Genomic DNA, 15,189 nt, shown 5'->3' on the forward strand with positions numbered 1-15,189 from the left:
ATTTGCAGCATCAAAATTACGAACAAAAGTTATCATTTTTAATGAAGCAGATGGAAAATATAGTTGTAGGCATATCAATAGGTGATTTAAACGGTATTGGCGGCGAGATAGTTTTAAAAACTTTTGAAGACGCTAGAATACTAGATTTCTGCACCCCCGTAATTTTTGCTTCGTCGAAAACCATGGCTTTTTATAAAACCCATTTTAAGTCGGAAATCAATTTTTTCAACATAAACGACATGAGCCAAGTGGCCCTTGGTAAAGTTAATGTGTTTAATTGCTGGAACGAACCTGTTAAAATTGAATTTGGCAAAGAAGACCTTAAAATAGGCGCTTATGCCATAAAATCTTTAGAAGCAGCCACCAAAGCTTTAAAAGAGGGCAGCATTCAAGTATTAGTAACAGCACCTATAAATAAACACAATATACAGTCTGAAGATTTTAAATTCCCTGGCCACACCGATTATTTATCTCAGCAATTGGAAGGCGATAGTTTAATGTTCATGATTACCGATACGCTACGCGTTGGTTTACTTACCGACCATGTACCTGTTAAAGATGTTGCGGCGCATATTACACCAAAACTAATCGAGCAAAAAATAGAAACGGTTTATAATTGTCTTAAAAAAGACTTTAAAATTCAGAAACCTAAAATTGCTGTTTTGGGCATTAATCCGCATACAGGCGACAATGGTGTTATTGGAACTGAAGACGACACCGTTTTAAGGCCAACACTTAAAAAAATTAAAGACAGCGGAAAATTAGTTTATGGCCCTTATGCTGCCGATAGTTTTTTCGGATCGAATAATTACAAAAACTTTGATGCCATTATAGCATCGTATCACGACCAAGGGTTAATTCCTTTTAAAACCCTGTCTTTTGGGCAAGGCGTTAATTTTACGGCAGGACTTAGTAAAGTAAGAACCTCGCCAGACCACGGTACCGCTTATGAAATTGCAGGAAAAGGCATTGCCGATGAAAACTCGTTTAAAGAAGCGGTTTATAGTGCCATGCAAATTTTTAAAAACCGAACCGATTACGAAACCCTTACTGCAAACCCCTTAAAAAAGGCAGCGCGAAACGAGCGCCGTTAAGCAATTGATTTCTAGTTTTTTTGGTTAAAAGGACAGTCTTTTAGGATATAAACAAAAAAATGTTAATAAGTAATGCTGCATTAATAAAAATTTATATATTTGCAGGCTCAAAATAGATGTGATAATGAAGTCGTTAAAAGAGTTTACAATTCCATTTGTAGGGTTAAAAATTGGCAAACATCATTTTGAGTATGACATTAAGGAGGCGTTCTTTAAACATTTTGAGTACGAAGATTTTAATGATGTAGACGTACATGTTGATTTAATATTAGAAAAAAAATCAACTTTATTAGAATTACATTTTAAAATTTTTGGATGGGTTAATGTGAATTGCGATTTAACCAACGAGCCCTATAATCAAGACATTGAAAATGAATTTGATTTGGTGGTAAACTTTGGAAATGAGTATAATGATGAAAACATTGACTTATTAATTGTACCTCACGGAACTTACGAAATTAATATTCAGCAATATATATATGAATTAATTATACTTGCTGTTCCTATTAAACGTATTCATCCAGGCGTTGAAGACGGCACCTTAGATTCAGAAATACTCAAAAAATTAGAAGAATTAAGCCCAAAGCTTAAAGAAGATAAAAAGAAAGACAAAACAGAGGATATCGATCCTCGTTGGAATACATTAAAGAAATTATTAACGGATAAATAAACATATAAAATGGCACATCCTAAGAGAAAAATCTCGAAAACCAGAAGAGATAAAAGAAGAACACATTATAAAGCAACTGCGCCACAGATTGCGACATGCCCTACAACAGGTGAGGCTCACTTATATCACAGAGCGCACTGGCATGAAGGAAAATTATACTACAGAGGTCAAGTATTGATTGATAATTCTGAAGAAATAGAAAATGTTGCATAATTAATTATGCATGCATATTAAAAAACGCTCATTTATGAGCGTTTTTTTTATGAAATAATTTTTATGATTAACAAAAACACGTAATTTGCATATTATTACGACAAAATTTAGTAGTTTTCGCCAAATTTTGAATGTTTTTGTCCATTTTTAACGAATTTTTGGTCAAATTAACTATAAAGTTATGAGTAAAATCACAGCGGCTATTACAGCTGTAGGTGCGTATGTACCAGAATACGTATTAACCAATCAGATTCTTGAAACGATGGTTGATACAAATGATGAATGGATAACCTCCAGAACAGGTATCAAAGAACGTCGAATTTTAAAAGACGAAGGCAAAGGAACTTCTTACCTGGCCATTAAAGCAGCCCAAGATTTAATAAATAAAAAAGGACTAGATCCTAAAGCTATCGAGTTGGTTATTGTAGCTACCGCGACGCCAGATATGAAAGCCGCTTCAACAGCTTCATATACAGCTTCAGAAATTGGCGCAACCAATGCATTTTCATTCGATATGGATGCAGCATGCTCAAGTTTTTTATACGGCATGTCTGTAGCAGCAAGCTATATTGAATCTGGAAGATATAAAAACGTATTACTTATTGGAGCAGATAAAATGTCTTCAATAATTAATTATAAAGACCGTGCCACCTGTATTATTTTTGGTGATGGTGCTGGCGCTGTTTTATTTGAACCTAATGAAGAAAATTTAGGACTTCAAGACGAATATTTAAGAAGTGATGGTACGGGACGTGACTTTTTACAAGCCACTTACGGCGGATCTTCGCACACCATTACACCAGAAGTTTTAGAAAAAGGCGGACAGTACGCTTTCCAAGAAGGACGAACTGTTTTTAAAAATGCTGTTTTTAATATGGCCGATGCCGCAGAGAAAATTTTAAAACGAAACAACTTAACAAAGGATAGTGTTGATTGGTTGGCTGCACATCAAGCAAACAAACGTATTATTGATGCTACGGCACAACGTATCGATTTAGCTGAGGAAAAAGTAATGATTAATATTCACAAATATGGGAATACGACCTCTGCTACATTACCTTTGCTAATAAATGATTACGAATCACAATTAAAAAAAGGAGATAATATTATATTTGCCGCTTTTGGTGGCGGATTTAATTGGGGGTCTATTTATTTAAAATGGGCTTACAACGCTTAGAATTAACGACTAAATAACAAGCATATTATGGATATAAAGGAAATTCAGAACTTAATTAAGTTTGTTGCCAAGTCTGGCGCAAGCGAGGTTAAATTAGAAATGGATGATATCAAAATCACTATTAAAACAGGATCAGAATCAGACACAACTATTGTGCATCAAGTTCCAGCACCACAGTTAGCTGCACAACCAGTAGCCACTGCACCAGTAGAAGCAACAGCACCTGCCGCTCCTGCTGCACCAGCTCCAGCAGCGACAGAAGACTCAAAATATATTACAATTAAATCGCCAATTATTGGAACGTTTTATAGAAAACCAGCTCCAGACAAACCTTTATTTGTAGAGGTAGGACAAACCATTGCAGCTGGTGATGTACTTTGTGTTATTGAAGCCATGAAACTTTTCAATGAAATTGAATCTGAAGTTTCAGGAAAAATTGTTAAAATATTAGTTGACGATTCTTCACCAGTTGAATTCGATCAACCATTATTTTTAGTAGATCCATCTTAATTTTAGATTATTAGATTTTCAGTTATTAAAGTGTACATCATTTTAATGTTTGAAAAATCCAATTGTCTATTTAATCTAATTCAAAAAAGATGTTTAAAAAAATATTGATTGCCAATCGTGGGGAAATAGCATTACGTGTTATTAGAACCTGTAAAGAAATGGGCATAAAAACAGTTGCAGTTTACTCTACAGTAGACGCAGAAAGTTTGCACGTAAAATTTGCAGACGAGGCGGTTTGTATAGGACCAGCAGCTAGTAGCGAGTCTTATTTAAAAATGTCTAACATTATATCTGCTGCCGAAATTACTAATGCAGATGCCATTCATCCAGGTTACGGATTTTTATCTGAAAACGCGAAATTTTCAAAAATTTGCGAAGAACACGGTATAAAATTTATTGGAGCTTCTCCAGAAATGATTGACCGTATGGGGGATAAAGCAAACGCTAAAGCCACCATGAAAGCTGCCGGTGTACCATGTGTACCAGGGAGTGATGGTGTGATTGAGTCGTTTGAAGATTGCCAAAGAATTGCCGAAGAAACTGGTTATCCGGTTATGCTTAAAGCTTCTGCCGGTGGTGGTGGTAAAGGAATGCGTGGCGTTTTTAAACCTGAAAATCTTAAAGATGCTTGGGATTCAGCAAGACAAGAAAGTAAAGCTGCCTTTGGAAATGACGATATGTACATGGAAAAACTTATTGAAGAGCCAAGACATATTGAAATTCAAATTGTGGGCGATTCTACAGGAAAAGCGTGTCATTTATCTGAAAGAGATTGCTCGGTACAACGTCGCCATCAAAAATTAACTGAAGAAGTACCTTCGCCATTTATGACGCCTGCACTTCGTAAGAAAATGGGTGAAGCCGCTGTAAAAGCTGCCGAATATATAAAGTATGAAGGTGCTGGAACCATTGAGTTTTTAGTTGATAAGCACCGTAATTTCTACTTTATGGAAATGAATACACGTATTCAAGTAGAGCACCCAATTACCGAACAAGTAATTGATTTCGATTTAATTCGCGAGCAAATTTTAGTTGCCGCAGGAGTGCCAATTTCTGGTAAAAACTACTTACCAAAATTACACTCTATAGAATGTAGAATTAACGCTGAAGATCCTTTTAATGACTTCAGACCATCGCCAGGCGTTATCACAACATTACATGCCCCAGGAGGTCATGGTGTGCGTTTAGATACGCATGTGTACGCAGGTTATGCCATTCCGCCAAACTACGATTCTATGATTGCTAAGTTAATTACAACAGCACAAACCAGAGAGGAAGCCATTCATAAAATGAAACGTGCTTTAGACGAGTTTGTTATTGAAGGCATTAAAACAACCATTCCTTTTCACAGACAATTAATGGAACATCCAGATTATTTGGCTGGTAATTATACCACCAAATTCATGGAAGATTTTGTTATAGAAAAGCAAATTGAAGAATAAAACATTTAAACTCCGAAAGTCATTTTCGGAGTTTTTTTTTAGATTACTTTTGCGATTAATCTGATAATTTAATACCCTAAGTGATTCAGCGATTTTTCAAATTTTTATTTAAAATTTTTTGTTGGTTTGTTCTACTCTCATTAGCCTTTGTGCTTCTGTTTAAATGGGTTCCTGTGCCTGTAACTCCATTAATGCTACTGCGTTATTTTGAAAAAGACAGCCCTAAAATTCTTAAACACGATTGGGTTGAAATCAGTGCGATTTCTAAAAATTTACAACTGGCAGTAATTTGTAGTGAAGATCAAAATTTCTTAAAACATAAAGGCTTAGATTATGGCGCCATACAAAAAGCGGTGACTCATAACGCCAAAGGAAAACGCCTAAAAGGCGGAAGTACTATAAGTCAGCAAACAGCTAAAAACGTATTTTTATGGCCAGAGCGCAGTTGGTTAAGAAAAGGCTTAGAAACATATTTCACCTTCTTAATGGAGTTGTGTTGGAGCAAAGAACGCATTTTAGAAGTCTATTTAAACAGTATCGAAATGGGCCGAGGCATTTATGGTGCCGAAGCAGCCTCGCAATATTGGTTTAAAAAATCGGCAAGCACATTAACGCCGTATGAAGCAGCAGCCTTAGCAGCCATTTTACCCAACCCTAGAAAGTATAAAGCCGCCCCAGCAACTGCATATATTCAATCTAGAAAAGATTGGATTGTAAGACAAATGCGCTATTTTGGTCCCTTAAAGTTTGAAGAAAAAGACGATGGAAAACGAAAAAATTAAAGCCACTTTATACCGTTTGTGTGATGATTTTGTAAATCGCAGATTTCAAACTATTCAAAGTACAATCAATGAAATACAGCTTTCTTTAACTTCAGAAACTAAAAGTAGTGCTGGCGATAAGCATGAAACCGGTAGAGCCATGCTTCAATTAGAACGTGAAAAAGCAGGACAACAATTGGCAGAAGTTGAAAAAACTAAAGAAATTCTTTCCAAAGTAAATCCTTCTAAAACTTCCAAAATAATAGGTTTAGGGAGCGTAGTTTATACCAGCAAAGCCAATTATTTTATAGCCATTAGCGCTGGAGAACTTCAAATAAATACCCAAAAATTTTACGCCATTTCCCCAAATACACCTATAGGTTTACTATTAATGGGAAAAACTGTTGGTGACACTATAATCTTTAGAAATGAGGGTTTTGAGATTGAACTTGTGTTTTAATATAGTAAACGATCCTCTAAAGAGTAAGAACTTTTGTTTATTTTTAACAAACAAACGCCTTCCTATGAAAACTGCACTAAAAATTTTCTTCTGTATTTTGTTTTTTCCAGTACTTCTGTTTGCTCAAAAAGCGGAAGAAAATGAAGGTAAAAACCCTAAAAAAGAAAAACGCGTCAATACGGTTATTATTCCAACAATAACCTATAATAATAGTTTTGGAGCCATTTTCGGCGCCATGGCTTCAGGCTTTTATAGGATGCAAAAAAACGATAGCATTTCACCCTTATCTAAAACCATGTTAATTGCCAATTATTCAACCAATAAAACTTGGTATGTGGTGCAGCCCAATCGTTTTTATTTTAAAGAAAATATATATCGTGGTAAATTAGTTTCTGGTTTAGGGTCTGTAAATTTTCAAACCTATTTAGAATGGGGCGACCTTTTTCCGAACTTACCAAATGGCATTCTACCCATTCCAGGTGATGAAGGCGAATTTGTAAATTATAACAATAAGTTTCAGTTTGTGTTTTTAGAATTTTTAGGTCGCGTTTACGGGCAGCTCTATGTTGGCGGACGTATTTTATTTTCACATGCTTACACCACTTTTGATACGAATTTAAAGCCTGATGAAGAAGTGATTCAAATTGGTTTTGGGGTTTCTTCAGAATACGATATTCGCGATAATCAATTTCAACCTACAAAAGGAATTAATGCAAAGTTAAGCACCAATTCCTTTTTTGAAAGTTTAGGCAGCACCGATACCTACACAAATATAAATTACGAAGTGAATAAATACCTAGACCTAAAAGGCAAAAACACCTTGCTTATTAGGGCTTACGGACAAATAGCGACGGGTAATGTGCCTTTTTCCGGACAAAATGTTGTTGGTCAAGACGATTTAAGAGGATACTCTAATGGGAAACACCGCGCCAACCAAGTCTACGATGCACAAACCGAATACAGGCATTGGTTTAAACCGCGTTGGGGTTATGTGGCATTTGGTGGTGTAGCCACTGCTATTAATGGGCTTAACGATTTAAATTCCGATAATATTTTACCTGCCATTGGGGCTGGAATACGGTATTTAGCCATTCCTAAAGCTAATATTAACGTAGGAATAGATTTGGCTGTTGGTCGCGAAGATTGGGGCGTTTATTTTAGAATAGGAGAAGCCTTTACCAGATAAAATTTCACTTATACAGACTTCTTCATAAATTAAAACCTTATATCCCTTTACTTTTTTATCTTCACTTGCTGAATTTTTTTCTAAAATTAGAATATGATATACACGGTTTTATTTTTAATCATACTCGCTTTCGTGATTTTCGCTTTACGCGGAACAAAAACGAAAAAACCCGACACTTTTCCTAAAGCATGGAAACCCCTTCTTGAAGAACATGTTGCTTTTTATCGGGAACTCACTCCTGAAAAGCAAACCTTATTTGAAAACAGAATGATGCTTTTTTTAAAAGAAGTTAATATTGAAGGCGTTCAGTTAGAATTACAAGATTTAGACCGAATATTGGTTGCCGCCAGTTCGGTAATTCCTGTATTTGGTTTTCCAGAATGGCATTATAATAATTTAAGCGGCGTGATTTTATATCCCGATAATTTTAATGCCGATAACGAATTTGACACCAAACAGCAGGATAGAAATATTATGGGCATGATTGGTACTGGCCGTTTAGAAAAACAAATGATCCTTTCTAAAAAAGCCCTTTACCATGGGTTTTCTAACGCAAACGATAAAAGCAACACTGCCATACATGAATTTGTACATCTAATTGATAAAATGGACGGCGACACCGATGGTGTTCCAGAGTACATCATGCAACACGCTTATAGTATTCCGTGGCTTAATATCATTCATAAAGAAATAGAAGCCATTCGTAAAAACAAATCGGATATTAGAAGTTATGGTGGTACAAACCAAGCGGAATTTTTTGCTGTAGCCTCCGAATATTTTTTTGAAAACCCAAAGCAAATGGAAAAAAAACATCCCGAATTATTCCGCATGTTACAAATGTGTTTTCATACCAAAAATTGAGGATGTGAGATTGAAGAGACGTAACCTCCACTCCCGCTAAGCTTTGCTTAGTGGCGGGAATAAAATCAGGCTAGTATTAATATCTTCTCTTAAAGGCACCAAGAGCGTTTGGCAGTAGCAGAAATACAAAACAGAAGCTAACTACTCAAGTTATAACTTTTTCACAAGCAAGTACCATTTAAGCAGCTTCAAAAAAATTAACAAATAACAAAAGCCGATGCCGACGCGTTACGCATTCAACTACGAAATACAATTAATGCCCCTTTGCATGAAAAGTATGGGGTATAAATTACCTTTCGTAAATACGATAATCTTGTAAAATGGTTTTAGCTTCTTTTGATTTCAAAGTGATTTCACTCAAACTTAAATCTTCAATATCCACTGAAATATCAAAATAAACAGCGTCTTTATATATTTCAGTAAAGGTATTATACGCATTAAATAATGCTTTTTTATCGAAGGCAATAGCTATCCTACGTCTTTCATCCTTATCATTTAACAATTTTATTTCAATATAACTAGGCAAAGGTTTGGTGCTAATTACTTTTAAGGAATCTACTTGTCTGGTATACTGATTCAAATAGAAATCGATGATTTTAATTTCCTGTAGCTCGTTAATTTCATTTGGTTTTTCATTGATTTCAATAGTCATTCCATAGGGATACACACGTCTAAAACTTAAAATTTCTTCGGGCGTTAATAAGGTTCGTGTATTAGCTTCAAGCTCAGCAAAATCTCTTTTTAAGTTTTCTTTATGTTCCTCAGGTTTCCCAATAGGCGTAAAAAGTTCCCAAATAGCCTCTTGGCTTTGCCCTTCAACATCGGTAAAAGCCACATCATAATAAGGTGCTATGTGGCTATAATTACTATAACTGTGCTTTAATAAATCCACATGTCCATTAGGTAAAATGTTAATCAGCATATCACTAATTAGCATTTGCCCTTCATAAGTTTTACTTACCTTTAACTTCTTCTGATCTAAAGGAAAAACATCTTTATAAAAACGATGTTCTAAAACCGAATACCAAGACAATTCAAAAGCATTAAAAGTTATAGGAATTAATGTAGCTGCTAGTTTCCTATAATATCTTTGACTTTGCATGTCTTCATTTTCGTAATTCAACCCTTCAATTCTAGATAATTCACGATCGGTTTCTAGAAATCGAGAATATGGAATCGATGATTGATTTGTTTCAGAATTAAAAAACCTCAGCTGGTCTATTTGTATTGGAAAATCTATAGGATGCGCAATAATAACCTCCGTTTTATAATTTTTTACTTTGGTAGTATAGGCACTATAAGTTTCTCTTGCCAATAAAAATGAAGGATAGCCTACCAAAATTAAAGTACAAACAAGCCATTTTAATTTATAGCCCGCTACCCCATGTGCCATTTGACTAAAGCAAAAAGCACCATAACCAATAAAAGCATATAATGCAGCAAAACTTAAAAAAAGGAGAAGTATTTCTACGTTAAAAGTCGTAGGCGAACTACTGTTTGCAAAAGATTTGCCTAATGCCATACCGTACATTAATACAAAGCAACTAAACGCTGTTAAAATTATCCACGTTATAATTAAAGCTGTTTTCCCTCCAAAATAAGCCGCAGGAGTTAATAACAAAAGTCCTATAACCATCATAATTAATAGAACACTAAGGTAATCGGACATATAAAGTAGGGTAAATATTAGGGGTTCATTCTATTCAAAAAAAAGCACAAAAAAATACTTGTTGAATAATTGAACCTAATTCACACAATAATGATGTATGAAAAGGGTTGTTTATAATTTATAAGTCAAAGTTAGTAATCATCCTACAATAAACCGGATTTTAAAAGGATAATTCTATTTTTACAAAAAATGATACAAAATGAAAAAGAACCAATTTTTAATACTCATCACAATTTTATTTTTAACTCCAAAAATTGGAAACGCACAAATTAACGAAAGGAGTCTTGGCGCATGGTACATGTATTTCTTCGATACCACATTTAAAGATAGTTCCTGGGGTGCTCAAGGCGACATACAATACCGAAATTGGAACATGGGTGGCGACCTAGAGCAACTTCTAATACGAGGCGGTTTAACCTATAAACCCAAACAAGCCGACATAAAATTCACGCTGGGTTATGCCCATATTACCACAGGCACTTTTGGTGACGACAATGCTACAAACGCCGAAAGCAGAATTTACCAAGAAGCCCTTTTCCCTGTAAAATTTGGAAAACGCTTTTATACCAATCACAGGTTTCGTTTCGAGCAACGCTTTGTTGAACACCAAGATTTTAGAACACGCTACCGTTATAACCTCTTTTTAAACATTCCTTTAAATAAAGTTAATTTTGAAAAAAACACCTTTTATTTGGCTTTTTACAATGAAATTTTCATCAACGGACAACGCAACATTGGTCACGGTATAGATGTTGAAATTTTTGATAGAAATCGTTTTTATTCCGCTGTAGGCTATATGATAAAAGACAACCTCAAGGTGCAACTTGGTATTATGAACCAAACTACAAACAATTGGAATAAAAATCAGATACAATTAAGCCTTCATCATAAAATTTAGGGATTTTTAAGAATCCATTCTCGTTTGAAACGTGTTTTTATTAAATGGAATTGTTTTTAGGTTAATGAAGTAAAATGAACTACAACAACAAAATTTTTAAACCCATAAAAAATTCTGAAAATGGCGAAACCACTGAAGATACCATCTTTAAATATAAGCAAGAAGGCAACCTATTAACTTCAGAATATCATGGCGGAAACATTAAAAAAGGACATTTAATCGGTTTAGTACAGGAAAATGGCGCTATTGAAATGCGTTACCATCAAATAAACCAAAAAGGGGAATTCAAGACAGGGATGTGCACATCGCAACCTGAAATTATGAAAAATGGTAAAATACGGCTTCATGAAACTTGGCAATGGACTTCGGGCGACCACTCGAAAGGCACATCAATTTTAGAGGAAGTTTAAAAATACCGATATCAGGCTTCATAAAATATCATTAATTAAAACGTGAATAAATATCTCCTTTAGGGGATTATAGGGGTGTCCGCTCTGTAACTACCACTAGTCATCTTCAATGAAATATATTTTTGCCAATAATCCTTTTCAAAAGAATCCAAAACAAAAAAACAAAATCAAGTTAAGTCGCTTGGTTATTTTTTTGAGAATGATTCTACATGACTTGAAAATTTATAAATGATTATAGCATTTCATAAACTCAGTTCAAAAAATAAAATAGCCCAACCTTTTTCTCTAAATTATTCGCAATAAAATTCCTGCATTTTCAAAGGTTTTAGGAATTAATAAATTAAGACCCTCATTATTTGAGTATTACACAGCATATCTAATTATTTTTTAATGAAAACCGATATGAATCCGAAGTTAATTTTATTAAATTCGTTTACTAATTCTAATACCAACATATATGATTTTAAACACCGAATTAGAATATAAAGGAAACCTATTTCCTTCCCAAATAGTAAAATATGAAAAGAACCTAAACGTTCTTTCTTTTACCACTCAAAACGGCGTTGTTTTGCAAGTTACCGTGCGTAGAGATAGTGTTTTACGTTTTAGATTTACAACAACAGGTATTTTTGAAAAAGATTTCTCTTATGCCATTACAAAATATGCAAGCAGAGGGTATAATCACCTTGAAGTTACCGAAACCGATAATCATTTCATTATAACCACCGCAAAACTTATTTGTAACATTTCAAAGTTAGACTTACGCACATCGATATATGATGCCAAGGATAATTCATTGATTTGTGAAGATGAATTAGGTTTTCATTGGGAAGAAAGTTACGAGTTTGGAAGCGATATTGTAAAAATGTCGAAAACCGCTCAGCCCGGAGAAAGTTACTATGGTTTAGGCGATAAACCTGTAGACAACAACTTAAAAGGCAAACGTTTTGAAAACTGGGTGACCGATTCTTATGCCTATGGTCGCGATACCGACCCGATTTATAAAGCTATTCCGTTTTATACGGCCTTGCACAACAAAAAATCCTACGGTATCTTTTTTGATAATACGTTTAGATCCTTTTTCGATTTTTGCCAAGAGCGCAGAAACATTACTAGTTTTTGGGCACAAGGTGGCGAAATGAACTATTATTTCATTTACGGCCCCGATATGTCTGATGTGGTTGTAAACTACACCGATTTAACAGGAAAACCGCACGAAATGCCAGCGCTTTGGACTTTAGGGTACCACCAATGTAAATGGAGTTATTATCCAGAATCAAACGTTAAAGAAATTACCGCAAAGTTTAGAGAATTACAAATTCCTTGTGATGCTATTTATTTAGACATCGATTATATGGAAGGCTTTAGATGCTTTACTTGGAGTGAAGAGCATTTTCCAGATCCTAAACGCATGGTGAAAGAACTGGCAGACGATGGTTTTAAAACGATTGTTATTATAGATCCAGGAATAAAAATAGACATGGATTATTCGGTGTTTAAAGAAGGGCTTGATAAAGATTACTTCTGTAAACGTGCCGATGGCCCTTATATGAAAGGAAAAGTATGGCCTGGAGAGTGTTACTTCCCTGATTTTACAAAACCAGAAGTAAGAGAATGGTGGTCTAATTTATTTAAAGAACTTGTTGAAGACATAGGCGTAAAAGGCGTTTGGAACGATATGAACGAACCTGCAGTAATGGACGTTCCTGGAAAAACATTCCCTAACGATGTACGTCATGATTACGATGGTAACCACTGTAGCCACCGTAAAGCTCATAACGTTTACGGCATGCAAATGGCGCGCGCCACTTACCAAGGTTTAAAGAAATTTTCGTACCCTAAACGCCCTTTTGTAATTACAAGAGCTGCCTATTCGGGTACCCAACGTTATACCTCTAGCTGGACAGGCGATAATGTGGCCACTTGGGATCACCTAAACATTGCTAATTTACAAGCACAACGCATGTGTATGTCTGGATTCTCGTTTATAGGATCGGATATTGGCGGATTTGCAGAACAACCAAACGGCGAATTGTACGCTCGTTGGATTCAGTTAGGTATTTTCCACCCGTTTTGTAGAACGCACTCTTCTGGAGACCACGGCGATCAAGAACCATGGGCTTTTGGAGATACGATTACCAATGTGGTTAGAAAATTTATCGAATTAAGATACCAACTTCTACCGTATTTATACACCGCTTTTTGGAGGTATGCTGAAGAAGGCATTCCAATCTTAAAATCGTTGGTGCTTTACGATCAAGAAGATGCCCAAACCCATTATAGAAATGATGAGTTTATTTTTGGTGAAAAAATATTAGCATGCCCCGTTACAGGCCCTAACCAAAAAGGAAGACGCATGTACATTCCTAGAGGGAAATGGTACAATTTCTGGACCGATGAGATGGTAAGTGGCGGACAAGAAATTTGGGTAGATGCCGATTTAGACAGCATGCCAATTTTTGTAAAAGAAGGCGCTATTATACCTAAATATCCAATCCAACAATATGTTGGCGAGAAGGTTGTTGAAGAATTAACGCTAGACATGTATTACAAATCTGGTAGTGATACTTCGCAAGTTTATGAAGATGCCACCGATGGTTACGACTATATTAAAGGCCGTTACAGCTTAAGAAACTTTAAATTTGAAGGCAAAGCAAACGAAGTTATTATACAACAACATAAATCTGGAAAGTTTATAACCTCGTATAAAACCTTTAGAATTAATTTCCACGGGTTACCATTCGAGATTAAAGAAATTGAAATAGATAACGTTATTATTCCTTTCGAAGAACTAAGATTTAAAGGTGGTACAAGCTTAAAACTTACCAAAGAATTTACAGAGCTTCATATTATTGGTGAATAATTAACACCGATTTTAAAACATCATTAAAGCCTTCATTTAATTTAAAATGAAGGCTTTTTTATTTCAGATGAAGATTTATATTTCGCAGAGGACTCGCGTTGTTTTTCAGTCACGGATTTCACTGAATTTCACAGATAAATTTGATTGGAAACAATTCGTAAAAATCTGGGAAATCTATGTCGATACTTTTTATATTTAACTGACGGTTAACTTACACGCTATTCATCTTTGTGAGAAATCCCAAGGAATCGTGAAACAATCAAATTTTAATGAATTTAGAAGCGCATTATAATAAACTTTACAAGGCATCTAAAAGCCAAATTTTAGCCGATGCTTATGAAATTGACCCCTTAATAGACTCAAAAACAGATAATAGGTTCGGCATCACACTTTTAATAAGACCTTCTGAGGCTGTTAAAAAAAATATTCAAAAATGTATTGACGAGCTTAAACACAGAGAACCGAATCAATATTACTATCCGAATTCGGACATTCACATTACCATCATGTCCATTATTTCATGTTATAACGGATTTAATCTTTCTAAAATAGACCTTTCAAAATACATAGAAATTATTCAAAACTGCTTAACAAACACAAAGGAAGTTCGCATTCAATTTAAAGGTTTAACAGCTTCAAATTCGTGTATTATGTTACAGGGTTACATGTCGGACTCAACCATAAATGACATACGAGATCGTTTAAGAATCGCATTTAAAAACTCAAATCTAGAACAAAGCCTAGACAAACGCTACGCCATACAAACAGCACATGCAACCATTGTACGTTTTAAATCAGTATTGAACAATAAAGTTGAATTTTTAAAAACCGTTGAGACCTATAAGAATTTCGATTTTGGAACCTTTAAAGTTGAAAATTTTGAACTCGTTTACAACGATTGGTATCAGCGCCAAAAGTTTGTAAAAAAGCTACACGTTTTTAAGGTTTAAAATGAAGTTTATACCAATTATTAAA

Annotated in this window: 15 protein-coding genes; 14 read left to right on the forward strand and 1 reads right to left on the reverse strand. The window is 34.8% G+C overall.

All coding sequences use genetic code 11. The annotated features are described in order from the left end of the window. The first annotated feature begins 41 nt into the window (after nt 1–41). From pdxA to H6X70_RS03915, 10 genes are all read left to right on the forward strand, one after another. A complete protein-coding gene (gene pdxA, locus H6X70_RS03870; RefSeq protein ID WP_194766362.1) occupies nt 42–1,094 on the forward strand; it encodes a 4-hydroxythreonine-4-phosphate dehydrogenase PdxA in 1,053 nt (350 codons plus the stop codon). Nucleotides 1,095–1,218: 124 nt separating this feature from the next. Continuing rightward, a complete protein-coding gene (locus tag H6X70_RS03875) occupies nt 1,219–1,764 on the forward strand; it encodes a YceD family protein (RefSeq protein ID WP_194766363.1) in 546 nt (181 codons plus the stop codon). Between the two features lie 9 nt (nt 1,765–1,773). Next, entirely contained in the window at nt 1,774–1,977 is a 204-nt protein-coding gene (gene rpmF, locus H6X70_RS03880) for a 50S ribosomal protein L32 (protein ID WP_109352001.1), read from the forward strand. 181 nt (nt 1,978–2,158) lie between these two features. Continuing rightward, nucleotides 2,159–3,154 (forward strand): beta-ketoacyl-ACP synthase III, encoded by a 996-nt coding sequence (locus H6X70_RS03885; RefSeq protein ID WP_194766364.1) that lies wholly within the window; start codon nt 2,159–2,161, stop codon nt 3,152–3,154. A gap of 27 nt (nt 3,155–3,181) precedes the next feature. Continuing rightward, complete coding sequence (gene accB, locus H6X70_RS03890; RefSeq protein WP_194766365.1) at nt 3,182–3,664, forward strand: acetyl-CoA carboxylase biotin carboxyl carrier protein; 483 nt, start codon at nt 3,182–3,184, stop codon at nt 3,662–3,664. A gap of 89 nt (nt 3,665–3,753) precedes the next feature. Further along, on the forward strand, nt 3,754–5,106 hold the full coding sequence (gene accC / locus H6X70_RS03895) for an acetyl-CoA carboxylase biotin carboxylase subunit (RefSeq protein ID WP_194766366.1): 1,353 nt from the start codon (nt 3,754–3,756) through the stop codon (nt 5,104–5,106). An 80-nt stretch (nt 5,107–5,186) separates the two neighbouring features. Then, complete coding sequence (gene mtgA / locus H6X70_RS03900; protein ID WP_194766367.1) at nt 5,187–5,888, forward strand: monofunctional biosynthetic peptidoglycan transglycosylase; 702 nt, start codon at nt 5,187–5,189, stop codon at nt 5,886–5,888. Next, nucleotides 5,869–6,327, forward strand: a complete 459-nt coding sequence (locus tag H6X70_RS03905; RefSeq protein ID WP_194766368.1) for a 3-oxoacyl-ACP synthase — start codon at nt 5,869–5,871, stop codon at nt 6,325–6,327. The genes mtgA and H6X70_RS03905 overlap by 20 nt, the downstream gene beginning before the upstream one ends. A 64-nt stretch (nt 6,328–6,391) precedes the next feature. Continuing rightward, the gene (locus H6X70_RS03910) at nt 6,392–7,513 is read left to right on the forward strand and encodes a BamA/TamA family outer membrane protein (protein ID WP_194766369.1); all 1,122 of its coding nucleotides are present in this window, start codon (nt 6,392–6,394) and stop codon (nt 7,511–7,513) included. Between the two features lie 93 nt (nt 7,514–7,606). Beyond that, entirely contained in the window at nt 7,607–8,374 is a 768-nt protein-coding gene (locus tag H6X70_RS03915; RefSeq protein WP_194766370.1) for a zinc-dependent peptidase, read from the forward strand. A gap of 289 nt (nt 8,375–8,663) precedes the next feature. Here the strand turns inward: H6X70_RS03915 and H6X70_RS03920 are convergent, their stop codons facing one another. Then, nucleotides 8,664–10,043, reverse strand: a complete 1,380-nt coding sequence (locus H6X70_RS03920; RefSeq protein WP_194766371.1) for a hypothetical protein — start codon at nt 10,041–10,043, stop codon at nt 8,664–8,666. Nucleotides 10,044–10,242: 199 nt separating this feature from the next. On the opposite strand from H6X70_RS03920, the gene H6X70_RS03925 reads away from it, so the two are divergent. The 4 genes from H6X70_RS03925 (at nt 10,243) to H6X70_RS03940 (ending at nt 15,164) form a co-directional block, all read left to right on the forward strand. Continuing rightward, the gene (locus H6X70_RS03925; RefSeq protein WP_194766372.1) at nt 10,243–10,941 is read left to right on the forward strand and encodes a DUF2490 domain-containing protein; all 699 of its coding nucleotides are present in this window, start codon (nt 10,243–10,245) and stop codon (nt 10,939–10,941) included. A gap of 74 nt (nt 10,942–11,015) precedes the next feature. Further along, nucleotides 11,016–11,351: a n-acetylglutamate synthase gene (locus H6X70_RS03930; protein WP_194766373.1), complete on the forward strand. Its 336-nt coding sequence runs from the start codon at nt 11,016–11,018 to the stop codon at nt 11,349–11,351. A 457-nt stretch (nt 11,352–11,808) separates the two neighbouring features. Beyond that, nucleotides 11,809–14,214: a glycoside hydrolase family 31 protein gene (locus H6X70_RS03935; RefSeq protein WP_194766374.1), complete on the forward strand. Its 2,406-nt coding sequence runs from the start codon at nt 11,809–11,811 to the stop codon at nt 14,212–14,214. Nucleotides 14,215–14,483: 269 nt separating this feature from the next. After that, nucleotides 14,484–15,164 (forward strand): 2'-5' RNA ligase family protein, encoded by a 681-nt coding sequence (locus H6X70_RS03940; protein WP_194766375.1) that lies wholly within the window; start codon nt 14,484–14,486, stop codon nt 15,162–15,164. Nucleotides 15,165–15,189: the final 25 nt, after the last annotated feature.

The sequence above is a fragment of the Tamlana sp. I1 genome (genome assembly GCF_015355625.1).
Taxonomy (GTDB): domain Bacteria; phylum Bacteroidota; class Bacteroidia; order Flavobacteriales; family Flavobacteriaceae; genus Pseudotamlana.